Raw genomic sequence first — 17,081 nt, 5'->3', positions numbered from 1 at the left:
CACTGCCCGGAGCCTGCCATGAACCATCGCGACCCTTCGTCCTGCCCGTCCTCCAGCGTGCGTCCTGTGCCCCCGGCGCAACGCCGCCTGCGTCCTGCGGGCCTGGCCGTGGCCATCGGCTCCGTGCTGGGGCTGGCGTTGCCAGGCAGCGTGATTGCCGGCGATGACGGCAGTGCGATGGTCACCGACGGTCGCACCGATACCCGCGTGACCCGCCAAGGCAACGATCTGCACTGGAAGGTGACCACCGGAACAGTGAAGGGGGCCGCCGGCAACCAGGTCGCCTTCAACGCCTTCCGCGAATTCGGGGTGGACGTCGGCCAGACCGTTGATCTTGTGCTGCCCACCCAGGGTCAGCAACAGGTGCACAACCTGGTCAACCTGGTCACCGACGCGCGTGCCTACATCAACGGCAACCTCAACAGCGTGCTGGAGTCGACCAATGCGGTGGGCGGCAAGGTGTTCTTCGTCGCCCCGGATGGCCTGTTGGTCGGCAACGGTGGCGTGCTCAATGTCGGCTCGCTGTCGGTGGCCACGGCCAACCGCGCCACGGCCGACGACATCCTCAACGCCGGAAAGGGCCTGGATGCCCTGATGTACGGCACGCTGACGCCGGGTCAACTCACCGACAAGACGGTGGCGCTGCACGGGACGGTGAATGCAAGCAACGGCATCCGCGTACAGGCCAGGGCCATTGATGTCACCGGCACGCTGTTCGTACAGGCCGGCCCGCGCGATGCCAATGGCGATCTGCAGGGCATCGAGGCGGCCGTCAATACCGGCGCCTCGCAGCCGCTGGTACTGGTCAACGAGGGCGGCCGGATCCAACTTCGCGCGGCGGCGATCTCCGATACCGGGTTGGGTGTGCGCAGTGCCGAGGCAACGGTCACGGTGGGCGGCAACGCACGTCTGGCGGCGGACGATATCGAGTTGACCGCGCTTGCGGTCATCGATTCCGGCTACGACAAGGACGGTGCGGTATTCGACGAGCTCAAGGCCGATCTCGTCAACAGCGTCACCGACTCCAGCACCCTCACGGACCTCGGCGATGCGTTGGTGAACCTGGGGGCGGGCAAGCTGCTGGGTGAGCAGATTTCGTTCCTGCATGGCGCCACCACGGCGCGGGTAGAGGTGAAGGACAACGCAGTACTGGACGCGCGCGACGACATTACGCTGCATGCCAGCACCCGCCAGGCCATCGACAACTCGGCGGCCGGCAAGGCGTACGAGAAAGGTGATGTCGTCACCGATGCCAACGGCGATCCCGTGAAGGATGCCAATGGCAACAGCATTCCGAAGAAGCACATGCTCAGCCTCGGTGCGGCGTACGCGCAGATCAACGCCACCACGGAAGCCATCGTGCGTTCGGGCGCAACCCTTGCGGCTGGCGGCGACGTGGCGGTGAAGGCCGATGCCGATACGACGCTGAAGCTTGCGGCCGAATCGTTCGCGGTGAACAACACGGCCGCTGCGTTCACGGCGGCGATCAGCAATGTCAACGTTGACACCCGCGCGGTGATTGAAGCGGGTGGGCCACTGCAGGCCGGCAGTGTCAACGTTTCGGCGGTCAACGCGGTCTCTCTGGACACCTCCGCCACGGCGCGCGCCGACAAGAATGGCGCGGTCGGCCTGGCTGGCGCGATCAGTCTGCAGGATATCGCGGCCGAAGCGCGCCTGGACCGCGACACCCGCACCACGGCAGGCGACGTCACCGTGCAGGCGGCCAGCATCACCCGCCTCAACAAGACCAGCACGCTGATTACCGGCCCGAAGAGCGAGCCGCTGCCCGGCCAGGAGCAGGTGGAAGCGATCAGCAGCGGCAGCGATGGCCTGATGAGCGTGGCGCAGTCGCTGGCCGGCGCCGGCGTGGGTGGCGCCATCGCCAAACTGACCGGCAGCCAGGACGGCGGCAGCACGCCGCCGGCCACTACACCGACCACGGCGTCGCCCTTCCGCCTCGGCGGGGCGATCAGCGTTGTCGACGGCGACCATACGGCCACCGCCAGTATCGGCGCCGGTACGACCATCGACAGCGCCGGCGCGATCGTGGTCGACAGCCAGGTAACCGATGCACAGATCGGCAACCATGCGATGAGCAATGTGCTGGCCAAGGGCAAGAGCGCGGATGGTTCGGCGTTCGCGTTGTCCGGGGCGGTCAACATCGCCAACCTCACCCATGAGGCACGGACCCTGGTGGGCAGTTCGGCTGAGCTCTCGGCGCAACGCATCGGGTTGTCGTCGGATGTGCGCCTGCCTCGGGATTTCAGTGCGCTCACCGGGGCCGTCCCGGACTTCAGCAGCTTCGACGCGTTCAAGACGTCGATCTCCGCCGCCAAGGACCTGATCACCGACCCATCGGAGTTGTTCGCCTCGTACGCGGCGGCGCGCGGCTCGGCCGAGGAAGTGGCCATCGGGGGCGCGGTGAGTTGGTTCAAGGCGACCAACAGCGCACGTACCGATGTCGCCGCCGGTGCTTCGCTGACCACCCGCGACACCAGCACCGCGGCGTGGAGCGCCGCACTGGAAGGTGAGGACCATGCCGGCGCTGCGCGCGGAAGGACGTTTGACGCCACCGCCACCGTGCGTGCCAACACCGATGTCACCGGTCTGCACGCGGCGGGTGATCTTGCCCTGAAGAACCTCAAGGACAGCAACGTCGGCAACGGCGGAACTGCCTTGGGCGGCAGCGTCGGCTATATCGACTACCAGAACACGGCGGCAGCGATCCTCCATGATGGCGTCCGCGTCGACGCCGGTGCAGGCAGCCTGGCAGTGCAGGCCGACAACAAGGAAACCGTGGTGGCGCTGGCGCTGCAGTCCGGCCAGGGCGGCAGCATCGGTGTCAGCGGAACCGCCACCGCGCTGGACCTGGACAGCACCACGCTGGCGGGGATCAGCAACCGTGCCGACATCCGCGCCGCAACGGTCGGCGTACGTGCCGACGAAGATCTGTTCGTGTGGTCCGTGGCCGGCGCGGTTGCGATGAGCGACAGTGTGTCGGTGGGGGCCAGCGTCGCCTACCAGCAGCTGGACACCGATACCCGCGCCTTCATCGGTGCGGTGCCTGCAGCCTTCGCGACCGGCAGCAGCACGGCGCCGGTCGGCGCGATCACCACGGGTGAGCTGGCGGTCAACGCCACCAGCGGTGGGCTGGCCGGTGCGGTGGCCGCCGCCGGCGCAGTTGCCAAGAGCTCGTCCGAACAGCTGCAGAAGGCCCAGGACGAGCTGGCGGCAAAGCAGAACGCGGAGAATCCCGGCTTCCTGGATTCACTCAAGACCCGTGCGCTCGGCAAGGTGACCGCGCTGGAAGGCATGGCCAACAAGGCCGACAGCAACGGCAGCGCCGGGCTGACCGCGTACTTCGACAAGGCCAAGGGCCTGCTGGGTGGCGGGAATGCAGCACCGGGGCAGGGCCAGGGCGCGCAGACGCCACAACCCAAGTTCGGCATCGCCCTGTCCGGCAGTGCGACGGTGAATCGTGCCCGGCAGAACACCAAGGCGGACATCAGCTCGGCCGTGATCAAGGACAACAGCGGCAAGGGCCTGAAGCTGGATCTTGCCGCGACCAACCAGACGCTGCTGGTCAGCGTCAGCGGCGCGTTGTCGGTGGCCGCGGCCGGCTCGGACAACACCCAGGGCAGCGCTTCGCTGGCCGGTGGTGTGGCCTACGGTGACATCCAGAACACGACCACCGCGCAGTTGCGTGACAGTAGCGTGGAGGATGCCGGCACCGTCACGGTGACCGCACGCAACGAAAGCGAACAGGTCAACGTCGGGCTGAGCGTGGGCGTGAATGCCTCCTCCAACCAGAGCTCGGCCGGTGCCGGCGCGATCTCGGCGACCGTGGCGATGTCCCACAACGACACGGCCGCCAGCATCGTCGGGGGCAGCCTCCGCGGCATGGGCGGCGCGGCGGCCGATGTCGATGTCAAGGCCGTGAACGCCTCCAAGATCGCCAACGGGGGTGGCGCACTGTATGCGGGTGGCAAGGCCGGCCTGGGGGCGGCAGTGACGTACGCCGAAGTGGGCGACAGCACCCGCGCGTCAGTCAGTGGCGCCAACATCGAAGGCGTACAGGACGTGCGCGTGCGTGCAGCCGATGCATCCCGGATCGTGGCGGCGGCCGCCAGTGGAGGGGCGTCCACGCGCAGCGACGGCGTGGCGATCGCCGGTTCGGTGCTGGTCAACCAGATCGCCAGCCAGACCGCCGCCAGCATTGACGGCGGCAGCCGCATCACTGCCAGTGGTGACATTGAAGCCTTCGCCGGGACGGCGACCATCGACGACGTGCGTGGCACTGGTGACGGCTGCGGCTCGGGCTTCGCGGTCGATTACTGTGGCACCGGGATCGGCAGCATCGAGGTGGATGCCAATGCCGATACCGCGAGCACTGACGATACGCGGGTGGATGCGGCGGGTCGCAACAATGCCCGCAGCTCGATCATCGCTGTTGCCGGCATGGTCCAGGTGGGTGGCAACAATGCCGGCGTGGCCTTCGCCTACAACACCATCAACAACACGCATACCGTCTCGGTCAACGATGCCACGCTCAATGCCGGGCGCATTGCGCTCACGGCCAGTGACCAGTCCGACATCCTGGCAGTGAGTGCCGGCATCGGCGGCAGCACCGGCAACTTCACCGGGGTGGGCAGTGCGTCCTACAACGCCATCGGCAACACCACCTCGGTGCTGGTCGGTCGTGGCCTGGCGGACGCGCAGGGCCAGGTGCCCCGGGATGGCGCACAGCTCAACGCGGGCAGCATCCACCTGCAGGCACGCGATGAATCCTTCATCGGCTCGCTGGCGGGGGCGGCAACGCTGGGCTCCAAGGTCGCCGTGGGTGCGGCGTTGACCATCAATGACATCGGCAATACCACGCTGGCGCTGGTCGATGATGCGCAGCTGACCGCTGGCACCGGCCGGGTCGACCTCGAGGCCGCCAATGCCGCCAGGATCCTGTCCGGTGCGGTTGCCGCAGGCGCAGCCAACAATGTCGCCATTCAAGGCTCGGTGGGCTGGAGCATGATCGACAATCATGCCGAGGCAGCATTGCAGGGCGGCACGGTGCAGGCAGGCATCGTGCAGGTGGCCGGCAGCAACGAATCGCGTATCCACACACTGGCCGGTGCGGTTGCCGGCAGCGGCACCGCCGCCATCGGCGCGGCGATCAACGTGGCCACCATCGGCGATACCACGCTGGGCGAGGTGGATGGCACCGCGCTGGAGGTGAGTACTGCGCTGGAGGTCAGTGCGACGTCGGCCGCCACCACCAAGACACTGGCCATTGCCGGTGCGCTGGGGGGCACCGCGTCCATCGCCGGCAGCAACACCACCAACCTGATCGACACCCTCACCGAGGCCCGCCTGCGGGGTGTCACCGGGCAGGGGAGTGGCATCACCGGTGCGGTGTCCGTCAGCGCCGACACCTCGGGTGCGGCCTATTCGTTGGGGGGCGCGCTGTCGGCGGGGGGGACGGCAGGCATCGGCGCAGCCAGCAGCGTCAACGACATCGGCGGCCGTACCCGTGCCGTGGTGGAGAATGCCACGCTGGGCGGCGCCAGCGCGCTGAGCATCGATGCGGCCAACCGCAGCCTGGTGCGCACGGCAGCCGTTTCCGGGGCGGGGGCGGGCACGGCAGCGATGGCCGGCAGTGTCACCAGCAACCTGATCCATTCCGATACGCAGGCCAGCCTCAGTGACAGCAGCCTGCACAACACGCTGGCCGATGTGAAGGTGAGCGCCCGTGACGAGCGCAGCATCGATTCGCTGGCGGGTGGCGCAGCGGTCGGCGGCAGCGTGGGCGTGGGCGCGGCAGTGGCCTACAACGATATCGGCGGCACTACCTCAGCGGTGGTTGCCGGCAGTGCGCTGGACCTGGATGTTCGCAATCTGCTGGTGCAGGCCGATGCCTCTGGACAGGCCGGCGGTCAGGGCAACCGCATCCGCACCGTGGCTGCTGGCCTGGGCGGCGGCGGCGCGGTCGGTGGCGCAGCGTCGGTGGCGGTGAACCGGATGAAGGGCGCCGTCTCGGCACGGATTGAAGCAGGCGCCAATGTCCTGGCACAGGACAACGTCGGCGTGCTCGCCGCCCAGGCGCAGCAGATTGACGTGTACGCCGGCAGCATCGGCGGGGGCGTCAACGCGGGCATCGGCCTGGGTACCGTCGTCAACCTGGTGGATGGCAGCACCGAGGCGGCGATCACCGGTGCCGGAACTGCCGTGACCGCGCTGGGCCTGGGCGATGCGCTGGCAGGCGTGGACAGTGGCCGGCGCACGGCGGGCAATACCCACAGCACCCGTACCGACGCCGCCGGCATGGCCTTCGATACCGTGGACCTGGGCACCGGCCATATCGACGTGCATGGCATCGCGGTCAATGCGGCCACGCGCCAGCAGGTCAGGACCATCGGCGTCAGTGGCGCGCTGGGTACCACCCCGATCGCCAGTGGTGCGGTAGCGGTAATGGCGGCCGTCAACGACATCGCCGGCAGTACCACCGCGATCATCAAGGACGCACGGATCAACCAGCATGGGCTGGGCACCAGCAGCGACCCCGACCAGGACAGCGCAGGGCTCGCCGCAGCGGAGCAGAGCGTGGATGTGCGCGCCAGCCATCACGTGGCCTCGGCCAATTATGTGGCCGGCATCGCCGCCAGCGCGGGCGTCTTCTCGGGCGCAGGGGCGCTGTCGACCAACCTGTTCGACAGCCATGCCAGCGCCAGCATCGAGGGCGCCACCGTGTCGGCCGCCGACGCGGTGACCGTGGAGGCCAATGCCAGCCAGAACGCGCTGGCGATCGTGGTCGGCGCGGCCGCGGGCCTGACCGGCGGCGCTGCCACCGGCGTGGTCAACAATTTCACCACCGATACCCGTGCAAGCGTGCTGGGCGGCACCCTGCGGGCGGGCTCCCTGGCGGTCAACGCCAACAGCGATAACGCCGCCTCGCTGGTCGGCGGCGCAGGCGCGGTCGGGGGGGGCGCGGCGGTGGCCGGCACCGCGCTGGTCAACATGGGCGCTGCAACCACGCTGGCGCAGGTGGGCGAACGTGGGCGCGTGACCCACATTTCCGTGTCACGCGACCTCGACGTGAACGCGCACAGCCGTTCGGATTTCAACGGCGTGGCGGTGAGTGGCGCGGGTGCCGGCGCCGCCGGCATCGCCGGCATGGCACAGGTGCACCTGCTGCAGAACGACACCCGTGCGCTGGTCACCCAGGCCTCGGTGGATGCCACCGATATGGCGGTGGTGGCCGAGGATATCCTGCGGCTGTCCGCGTACTCCGGTGCGGTGGGCGTGGGCATCGCCGGCAGCGGTGTAGGTGCGGGCGCTTCGGTGGCCATTCTTGGCAGCACCGTCAAGGCCACCGTGGAAGACAGCACGCTGTCGACCACGGGCAGCGTTGATGTGAATGCCGTCTCCGATCGTGCGGTGGACATGGTCACCGTGACGGCTGGCGTGGGCGCCACCACCGGCATCGGCGGCGCTGCCGGGCTGCTGCTGGCCGGCATTGGCGACCGCGGTGACAGTGATACGGAACTGGGTGGCACCTTTGCCAGCCTGAAGCAGCTGGGCACTGGCCAGAAGATCGACGCCGCCGCGCTGGACGGCACCCTGGGGGCGCAGGGCGCCGGCGCGCTGAACAGCCGCGCCCAGGTGGACATCGGCAGTCTGCAGGGACGTGGCGATCTGGTGAGCGCCAGCATCCGCGGTGGCACCGTGCAGGCACGCGCGCTTGAGGTGAGCGCGCAGACCCTGATGAGCAGCAGCAACACCGTCGGTGGCATCGGCGCTGGTGGCGTGGGCGTGGGCGGCGCATTCGGCATGACCGGCCTGTATGGCAGCACCGAGGCGGTACTGGCGGCGAACAGCACGCGGGCCGGCTCCATCGCGGTGCTCGCCAACGCCGGCGACGGCAGCGCAGGCAAGGCCGCAGGTCTGGACGTCTATGCCGGCGGTGCCGGCCTGGTGGGCGTCGGCGCGGCCATCGGCTTGGCGCGCCTGGAACAGACGGTCACGGCCACGGTGGCCGGTGACCTGCAGGCAGGCAGCCAGGGCGAGGGTCTTGCGGTCCGTGCCAGCGATGCCAGCACGCTGGATGTGACAGCCACCGGCATGGCGGCCGGTGCACTCGCGGCCGGTGCGGTCGTCGCAACCGCTGCTCGCAACGCCAACGTCCAGGCGTGGTTGCAGAACGACAGTACCTTGGCCGGCTTTGGCAACGTGACCTTCGCCGCCAGCTCGCTGGGCGGCGCGCATGCGGGCGCGTGGGGTGCGGCCGGTGGCGTGTTGGCCGGCGTCAGCGCCGCCGTCGCACTGGCCGACGATGGCTCCGACGTGCGCGCCTGGCTGGGCGAGCGGACACGCGTATCGGGGGTGGGTGGCGGCATTGAGGTGCATGCCGAGGCCACCCCGCAGGTGTCCGCCGAAGCCTTCGGTGCTGCACTGGCCGGCGGCCTGGCGGTCGGTGCGGCGGTCGCTGATGCCACCTCCCGTGCCAAAGTGGACGCCCATGTAGGCAATGGTGCGGTGCTGTCCAACCGCGGTGGGCTGGACATCCTGGCCAGCGTCCACGGCGGGATCGTGGATGCACGCGCGGTCGCCGGTTCCGGTGGTCTGTATCTGGCCGGCGCCGGCGCCTTCGCCACCGCTGCCAGCACCAACGCGGTGCAGGCAGCGCTTGGATCCGACGTGGTGGTGCAGGGTGAGGCCTATTCCATCAACAACATCATCGACTACGCGCGCGGCGGCACTATCGCGATGCGCGCAGTCAACAACAGCAACCAGCGTGCCGATGCCACCGGCCTGAGCGTGGCGGGCCTGCTGGCCGCCGGCATCGTCGACGCCAACGCCCGGTCCTCGGCGACCACCGGCGTCACCGTGGGGGCAGGGAGCCTGCTGTACGCAGGCAACACCACGCTCGCCGCCAGCGGCAAGGACGAGAATCGCGCCAACGCCACGGCGGGCACCGGCGGGCTCATTGCGGGCAACGCGGCGCTGGCAGCGACGCACACCGACAGCACCACGCAATTGTCCATTGGCCGCAACGCGGTGCTGGATGTCAGTCGCCTTGATGCCCGTGCGCTGCACGACAGCAACTACGCGGGCAGCGCGAACAGCACCAGCGCCGGCGTACTCAACGCCAGTGGCGCCGACGTGAAGAACCGTGCGGACGCGACCGTCGGCCTGCTGGTGGACGAGGATGCCCAGATTGTCTCGGCCGGATCGCTGGTGCTGCGCACCGACAACAACTACACCGGCACACTGGGCAGCGAGCTTGCCGCCAGCGCGGCCGGCGGCGGTGTCCTCAGTGGCAGTGCCGCACAGGTGGTCACCCGGCTGGATGGCAGCAGCACCATCGATATCGGCAAGGGCGCCCTGCTGCGCGCCGGCGTCGCACCGACGCCGGGCGATGGCGGCGCGCTGGACATCGTGGCAAACACCCGTGCGAACACCGATGACCGGGCGGGGCTGACCACCGGCGGGGCGATCAATGCCGCCGTGGTCAAGGCGCGCACCGATGCGGTGCTCGGCAACCGCGTGAACATCGGCGATGATGCGCGCCTGCAGAGCAGCTACATGCTCAACGTCGGTACCTACGCCGCGACCGACATCGGCGCCACCGCCCTGGTGAACACCTGGGGTGTGCTGGCCGCGGTCGGCATCTCCGACGCGGACGTGGCGCTGGCGATGGACCAGCAGGTCAATGTCGGCCGCGGCGCGAAGCTGGAATCGCTGCACAACGCCTTCGTCTCCGCCGGCCAGGATGGCATGAATGGCTGGACCTCACGGCTGGCCGCCAATGCGGTCTCGCAGGGGTACAGCCGCGGGCTGATCGCGGTGCCGGATTCCTCGGCGTCCTCCACGGTGGACAGCAACGCGAGCACCGCTCTGGCGGCGGGTAGTGAGCTGCTCAGCGGCGCATTCGTGTCGCTCGGTGCCTACGGTGAGAATGTCTTCCGCAACGCCGATGGCGCCGCCACCGGCTACCAGTTGGGGTTCATTCCGGTCACCGTGCGCGACAGCCGCAGTGGTGGCAGCACCCGCGGTGATGTGCTGATCGATGGCCGCGTCGTTGCCGGGCGCTACAACGTGCTGGACATCCTGATCGATGCCAATGGCAAGCTGACCAGCAGCGGCGCGGGCGGCGATGTGCTGCCGTTCGATACCCAGCGCGAGCTCAGCAGCGCGCTGAAGGCGCGACTGAACGCGTCGGGCATCCACGATTTCGATGCGATCGCCGGCAATGCGGTCTATACCCACACCATCGGCGACCTGTATGCGGCCGGCGGCGATGTGATCCTGTATGGCCGCAACATCCGCGGTGGCGGGTCCGTCACCGCCAAGGGCGCGCCGAAGATCACCATCACCAACCGTAGTACCGACAACCTCCTGCTGGCGGGCGACATCCTGGTGCCGGAGTACAGCGGCGGCAACGTGCTGTTCACCGGCAACAGCAACCAGGCCGTGGGCATCGGCGTCAGCCAGAACCCGGGGCAGAGCAATGCGCTGGTGAGCATCCGCAACGAGGCGGCCACGGGCACCGGCGCGATCGGTGCGGGCGGGCTGATTTCGGTCACGGGTGGCGACCTGGACATGTACAACGCGCTCGGCAACATCCAGAGCTGGGGCGAGCAGCTCGCCGAAAGCGTGACGATCAATGCGCCCAACGGTGAGGTCGGCTACAACCTGGGCTCGGCAAACTGGTACGGCAATGTCGTGAGCGCGCTGTGGGCACGCCACAGCGTGGCATCGGGCATCACCAATGCCGATGACGCCGCGGCGTACATCGCCAACGCCAAGTACGGCGCAGCGGCCGCCGCCGCCGGCATGAGCTTGACCGACTACCTGTTGTATGGCACCGGTAACGACGTCAACAACCCCAGCATCCTTGTGTTTGGGGCATGCCGCTATCGCATCGGCGACAAGGACTGCACCGCTTCAGCGCTGGGTGGGCAGTATTACGACGGTGGCGTGGTATCGCGGTACAGCCACAAGGACACCAATTACCTGCCAAAGGTGAATGCCCGGAATCTGCGCACCGTGCTCAACACGCAGCCCGACGACGTCAGCAACGCCAGCCTTGGCCAGGTGCCCAGCACGGGCAGCGGTGTGAACGCCGGCAGTGGCATCAAGATCACGGCCAACTACATCGACGTCAACGTCGCGCTGAAGGCGGGCCGGCCGGTGGATTACTCGGCAATCCTGGTCGAAAGCAGCGCGTTGCGCGCCTGGATCGACGGCAAGGACAACCAGGCCAGCAAGGGCATCTTCGATGTGCCTGCCATGTTCGTGGCGAAGTCCGGCGCAGATTCTTCCCGCATCGCCCTGAAGTACGATTCGCTCAACCGCCAGTTCATCGTGCCGGACATTTCGGCCAACGGGGGCGGTTCGATCTACCTCGATGGCCGTATCGTCAGCACGTCCACCGCCGGCTCGCTCAATGTGGTCAGTGGCAAGGGCTCGGTGGTCATCAACAATGGCCTGGCCGATGTGGGCCTGCAGCTTGGCAACATCCTGGTCGGCAACGGGGCGCCCGGGCAGATCACCATCCGCGACCGTGAGCTCAATACCGCGTCGTGGTATCTGCGCGACGGCAACGGCAACGTGAAGGGCTATCAGGGCGGAGTCAATGCCCTGAGCTGGGATGCCCCAGGGGTATCGGCCATCAGCAACACGACCGGCTATGACCCGCGCGCCGGCATGTTTGCGCGTTGGACACAGACGGCCCGCATCGCGCGCAACATCCAGTCCGATAACGGCGTGCTTACTGCTGAGAACTGGCGCTGGGTGGACAGGAACAACAACAGCGTCTTCAACGGCCAGCAGTGGGAAACCTCGGGCGTCACGTACGGCAACAAGGCCGGCGGCGTGGCGGTGTTCGAGTCGCAGCTGACCGGCGACTTCGGCAGCAACCTCAATTCACGCGTCAACTACCGCTGCGAAAAGAAGAACGAAAGTGGCTGCCGCTACAACTACGGCTTCCCCGGCAGCAATCAATTCGATGACGGCGGCACGTGGCGCACGAGCTGGTACCAGCGCGCCCCGCGCACTGGCACGCTGGTCGTCACCAACACGGCCAAGGCCGACAACCGGATCGGCATCAACTTCAGCGCCAACGATGCAGGCCTCCTCGACGTCGACTCCGGCCAGACCATCCGCATCAATGGGGTGCTGAAGAACACCGATGGCCGGACCTTCCTGACCAGCGAGAACGGCAGCATCGTCAGCGCATCGCGTGACGCCCGGATCATCACGAACCAGCTTACCCTCGACGCGGCCGGCAGCATCGGCAGCATTGTCGGCGCCCAGGCCGGCGAGGCCGCCAACCCGCTGGATGTCCAGATGGTGTCCTACACCAACGCCAACGGCGCCACCGTTGCCGCTGGCAACCTGGTGGCCCGTGCGGGCGGTGACATCGCGCTGGATGTCGATTCGGCAGCCAAGGTGCTGATCAGCGCCGGCAGTGGCACCGGCCGTGGCGATGTGTGGCTGCGCGCCAAGTACGACATTGAAGGTGCCGCCACCGGCAATGCTGCTTCGATCATCGGTGCCGACATCACCCTGGACAGCGTCTACGGTGCCATCGGCTCGCTCGCCCGGCCCCTGGTGGTCGATGCCGGCGAGCGTACCCGCAGCGATGGCGTGCTGGAGGGTGGGCTCATCTCGGCTCGGGCGACCGGCGACATCGCGCTGCGTGACCTCGGCGGCGACTTCTGGGTACAGCGCATCGAGTCGCTGGCTGGTGACGTGCTGATCGAGGCACCCTCGGGCTCGATCTACAGCGGTGCCCAGCGCGCCTCGTCCAGCTTCCTCAGCGAAGCGCAGCTGGCCAGCCTGCGCGACAACCTCAAGCTGTTCCAGGGCGGCGGCCAGCAGTCGATCGTCAGCTACCAGAGCCAGGTCGACGCCAGCTACGCCGAGTACTTCCAGCTCCGCGCGCTGGGCAGTGTCGTCGATGGGCGCTACCTGGCCGGTGGCACTGCCATCAACCTGTTCCGCTCCATGGCGGAAGCCGCGCGGGGCGGCAGCCTGGATGATGCAGGGGTAAGTGACTACCTCGCCGAGCGCTTCAACCGTCTGGGGACGGTGTTCACCGATGCCTTCGGCACCGGCTGGCAGCAGGAGGCGATCTTCGCGTCCTTCAACGCGGGATACCGCTATGAGCTGGCCGCCAGCAGTGGCGACAGCGCGAGGGTCGCGGCACGCAAGGCCACACTTCTTGATGGCATGACGGCTGACTCACAGTGGAGCCAGGACCAGCTGCGCTACGTGTTCAACGCCAATGCGCTGGAACCCTCCACCGGTTCCGCCCTGAATGCCGAACCGGTGATCATCGGGCGCAATGTCAGCCTGCGTGCCCGCGATGACCTGGGCCGCCTGGACAAGGAATACACGGTCAGCCTGGCCGACGTGAACAGCGGCAACCTCAGTGCCGAGGCGATGCTGGCCATGCGGCTTGCGACCACGCCGGGCGATGTGCAGATGCTTGACGCGGCCGGCCATGTGCTCACGCCCGATCAGGTGCGCGGCGGTGCGGTGGTGGTCTCGCTGCGCATTCGCAGCACGGCTCCGGTGGTACTGGCAGCCACGGGCGGGATCGATGCCGATGTGGGCGGCGACGCCTACCTGCACGGCAACACGTCGCTGGCGCTGAACAGCTTCGCCGCCGGTGGCGATGCACGCATCGGCAGTGACGGCGATATCACCGATGCCGGGGGCAGTGCGGGCGGTGCGATCCTGAGGGTCGGCAGGGACCTCAGCCTGAGCGCCCTGCGCAGCATCATGGGCCACGATGGTCAGCCGCTGCGCGTGCAGATCAACGGTCGCCTGCTGCTGGCCAACGCGGGTGAACACGTGCGCGTGGCGCAGCAGAACGGGAACCTGCGTATCGGCCTGGTGAGGGCGAACCAGGACGTCGTACTGGACGTCGGCGGCGGCAGCCTGCTGTCGTACCTGAAGGGCGTGAGCACGCTGACCGGGCGCGACATCCAGCTCGCCGTGCGCGACGACATCCGCGACGAGGACGGCGGTTCGCTGGCCTTGCGGATCGTTGCCGGCGGTCGGCTGGATGGCGCGGCAGGGGGCGAGGTGCGTCTTTCCAGCGACGTGGACATGCCGATCGGCACGCTTACCGCGGGGGGCGACCTGCAGCTGATGAGCACAGCGGGCAAGCTGAGCGCAGTGCGTTTGCAGGCCGGTGGCGATCTGGGCGCCACCGGGTACAACGGTGCCGACCTGGCTTCGGTGCAGGCCGCGGGCGAAGCGATTGTCAGCGCCCCGATGGGGGACATCCGCATCGGCAACCTGCGCGCAGCATCTGCCAATGTCGCCGCCGGTGGCGGCCTGCAGTTGGGGGATGCGGCCATTGACCAGGTCCTGCAGCTGCTATCGCTGCAGGCCACATCGCTGGCGACAGGCGCGCAGGTCAACGCCGGCGACAGCGTGCAGATCGACGCGGGCGGCGTCGCGATGGGTGCCGGAAGCCAGTTGAGTGCTGGCCGGGTGGTCGCGGTGCGTTCCAGTGCGGATATCAGCGTGGGCCAGCTGGCCGTGACCGGCAACTCGGCCACCGGCAACGTGATGCTCGAGGCGGACGGTCGTATCCACTCCAATGGGGATGCCGCGGTCAATGTCGGTGGCGGCAGCCACGTGCTGGCCAGCCTGCAGGCCGGCGAAGGAATCGGGAGCGACGCGCAGGCCCTCACGATCGATGTCGGCCGGCTTGTCCTGGCACGCAGCGATCGAGGCGACATCCACCTGCGCCTCCCCAACGGGGGTGTTGTGGGCGACGTGGTTGCCGCATCGGGAGCGCTGTCGCTGCACAGTGACGCGCACCTGCAGGTAGATCTGCTGGATGCGGCAACCGATGTCCGGCTGGGGACGGCCTCTGCCGATATCGGCCACGGGGTCGCCGGTCACTCGGTGGCGATGCAGGCGCAAGGAGCGCTGGACATCGGCCGTCTGGAGGCTGGCGCGGAGGCCGTGGTGACCAGCGCCGGCACCCTTGCCCTGGGCCAAGGAAGGATCGGTGGCGATGCGCAGCTTCGCAGTACCGGGGCCATGCGCATTGGCGAACTGCAGGCGCAGGGCGCAATGAACGCGGCCAGCGGTGCCGCGCTGGTGGCGCAGACACTGTCTTCCGGTGCGGCGATGCAGCTGGAGGCGTCCGATGCGTTGGATGTGCAGCAGCTGGGCAGCGGGGGCGATCTGGCCGCCACGGCAGGTGGGCTGCTCGCCATCGTCGATATGGTGGCCGGGGGTGATACGCGCCTCGAAGGTAACGCCGATGTGCGCCTGGGCCAGGCGGTGGTCGGGCAGTCGCTGGGCGTTGCCGCGGCCGGCACGCTGGAGATGCGTACCGCCACGGTCGGCGGCGATGCGCAGCTTCGCAGCGGCGGGGCGATGGGCATTGGCGAACTGCAGGCGCAGGGCGCAATGAACGCGGCCAGCGGTGCCGCGCTGGTGGCGCAGACACTGTCTTCCGGGGCGGCGATGCAGCTGGAGGCGTCTGGTGCGCTGCAGATTCAGCAGCTGACCAGCAAGGGCGACCTCATCGCGGACGCTGGCGGTCTGCTGGCCATCGACGATGCCGCCGTGGGCGCGCAGGCACGCCTGGATGGCGGCACGGATGTGCAGCTTGGCAGTGCAACGGTCGCGCAGTCACTGGGGTTGAACGCTGGCGGTAACGTGGATGTTGGCAGGGCACGCATCGGCGGCAACGCCCAGGTCGGCAGCGGTGGCGATACCCGCCTCCAGCATTTCGATGGCCGCGGTGACCTGGTGGCGGATGCCGGCGGCGCTATCACCCTCGTCAGCGCGGCGGTCGACGGTTCGATGACGCTGCGCGCCGGCCAGTCCATCGATGTGGGCACCGCGGTGATCGGTGTGGATGGTGACTGGATCGCAGGCACCGACCTTTCCGCCGATGAGGTGACCGTGGGCTGCAACTTCCGCGGCGATGCCGGTGTCGCGTTGGTCATCGGCACGCTCAACGTGGGCTGCAATCTTGGGCTGTCCTCCAGCGAAGCGCTGCGGTTCGACGCCTTGCAGGCGGCCGGCGGTATCGCCCTGGCATCGCGCGGCTCGGATGTCCAGGGCCGGCAGGTGGATGCAGGGAAGGCGCTCCGGGTGCAGGCCGCGGGCGATATCCGGATCGAAGCTGTCCGCGCCGGCAGCGACCTGGTGGCCACCAGCGGCGGCAGCCAGCAATGGGGTCTCTACCAGGCCGGCGGCGATGCAGCGCTGCAGGCGGGTGGGGATATCCATTTCGATGACGGTCGCAGCGGTGCCGCACAGTCCATCCTTGCGGGCGGCAGCATCGGCTTCGGGCGGGCCAGTGCCGGTACCACGGCCTACATGGACGCCCAGGCCGGTTCGCTGGCCGGCGGGCAGTTGCAGGCGGCGTCTGCACAGCTGGCCGCGCGCGACACCTTGTCGTTGGCACAGGCGATGGTCGATACCCGCCTGAACCTGGCCGCCGATGAGGTGCAGGCGCAGGTAAGCCAGTCCGATGCTGGCCCAGGCCTGCTGACGACGACCCTGACCGGCTACCGCAACGGTGTCGCCAGCCGGATCGTGGTGGATGTTCAGCCGCGTGATGCCTGGCTGATCGATGCGCTGCAGGCCATGGAGGCAGAGCTGACGTCCTCCTCGGCGCGCGTCGCCATCGCCGATGGCCAGGTGGAACGCACGATGAGGCTGACCACCCCGGCACTGCAGGTGCTGATGGACAACACCAGCCCGGTGCTGCGCCCGGCGGACGCGCAGCTGCTGCAGTTGAACCGTCGCTTCCACCTGGCGGCCGATGGCCGCCTGCTGGATACCGACGCCTATGTGGTGCGGTTCAACGATGGGGTCCGGGTGAACAGCCCGAACTACAACCGCGACCACCTCGAGGCCGGGCCGGCCTACCTGGGCGAAAGCGCGGTGCGCTACATGGGCCGCATGCTCAATCTCCGGTCGCCGGAGATGGCGGTACCCGCCCGTGCGCCCGCGGAAGGCGATGAAGCAAACGCCCGCGACGTGGTGGCTCCGGCCCTGGGCGGCGCGGTCAACCTCGGGGCGCCCAACTGATGAACGAC

At 68.4% G+C, this 17,081-nt stretch carries 1 protein-coding gene; it reads left to right on the top strand.

From position 1 onward, the window contains the following. Window positions 1-18: 18 nt before the first annotated feature. On the top strand, window positions 19-17,073 hold the full coding sequence (locus ABE422_RS02490) for a leukotoxin LktA family filamentous adhesin (RefSeq protein WP_346482391.1): 17,055 nt from the start codon (window positions 19-21) through the stop codon (window positions 17,071-17,073). Window positions 17,074-17,081: the final 8 nt, after the last annotated feature.

The organism is Stenotrophomonas sp. TWI1151, from assembly GCF_039673135.1.
Classification (GTDB): domain Bacteria; phylum Pseudomonadota; class Gammaproteobacteria; order Xanthomonadales; family Xanthomonadaceae; genus Stenotrophomonas.
This window is presented reverse-complemented; position numbering and strand designations above follow the sequence as displayed.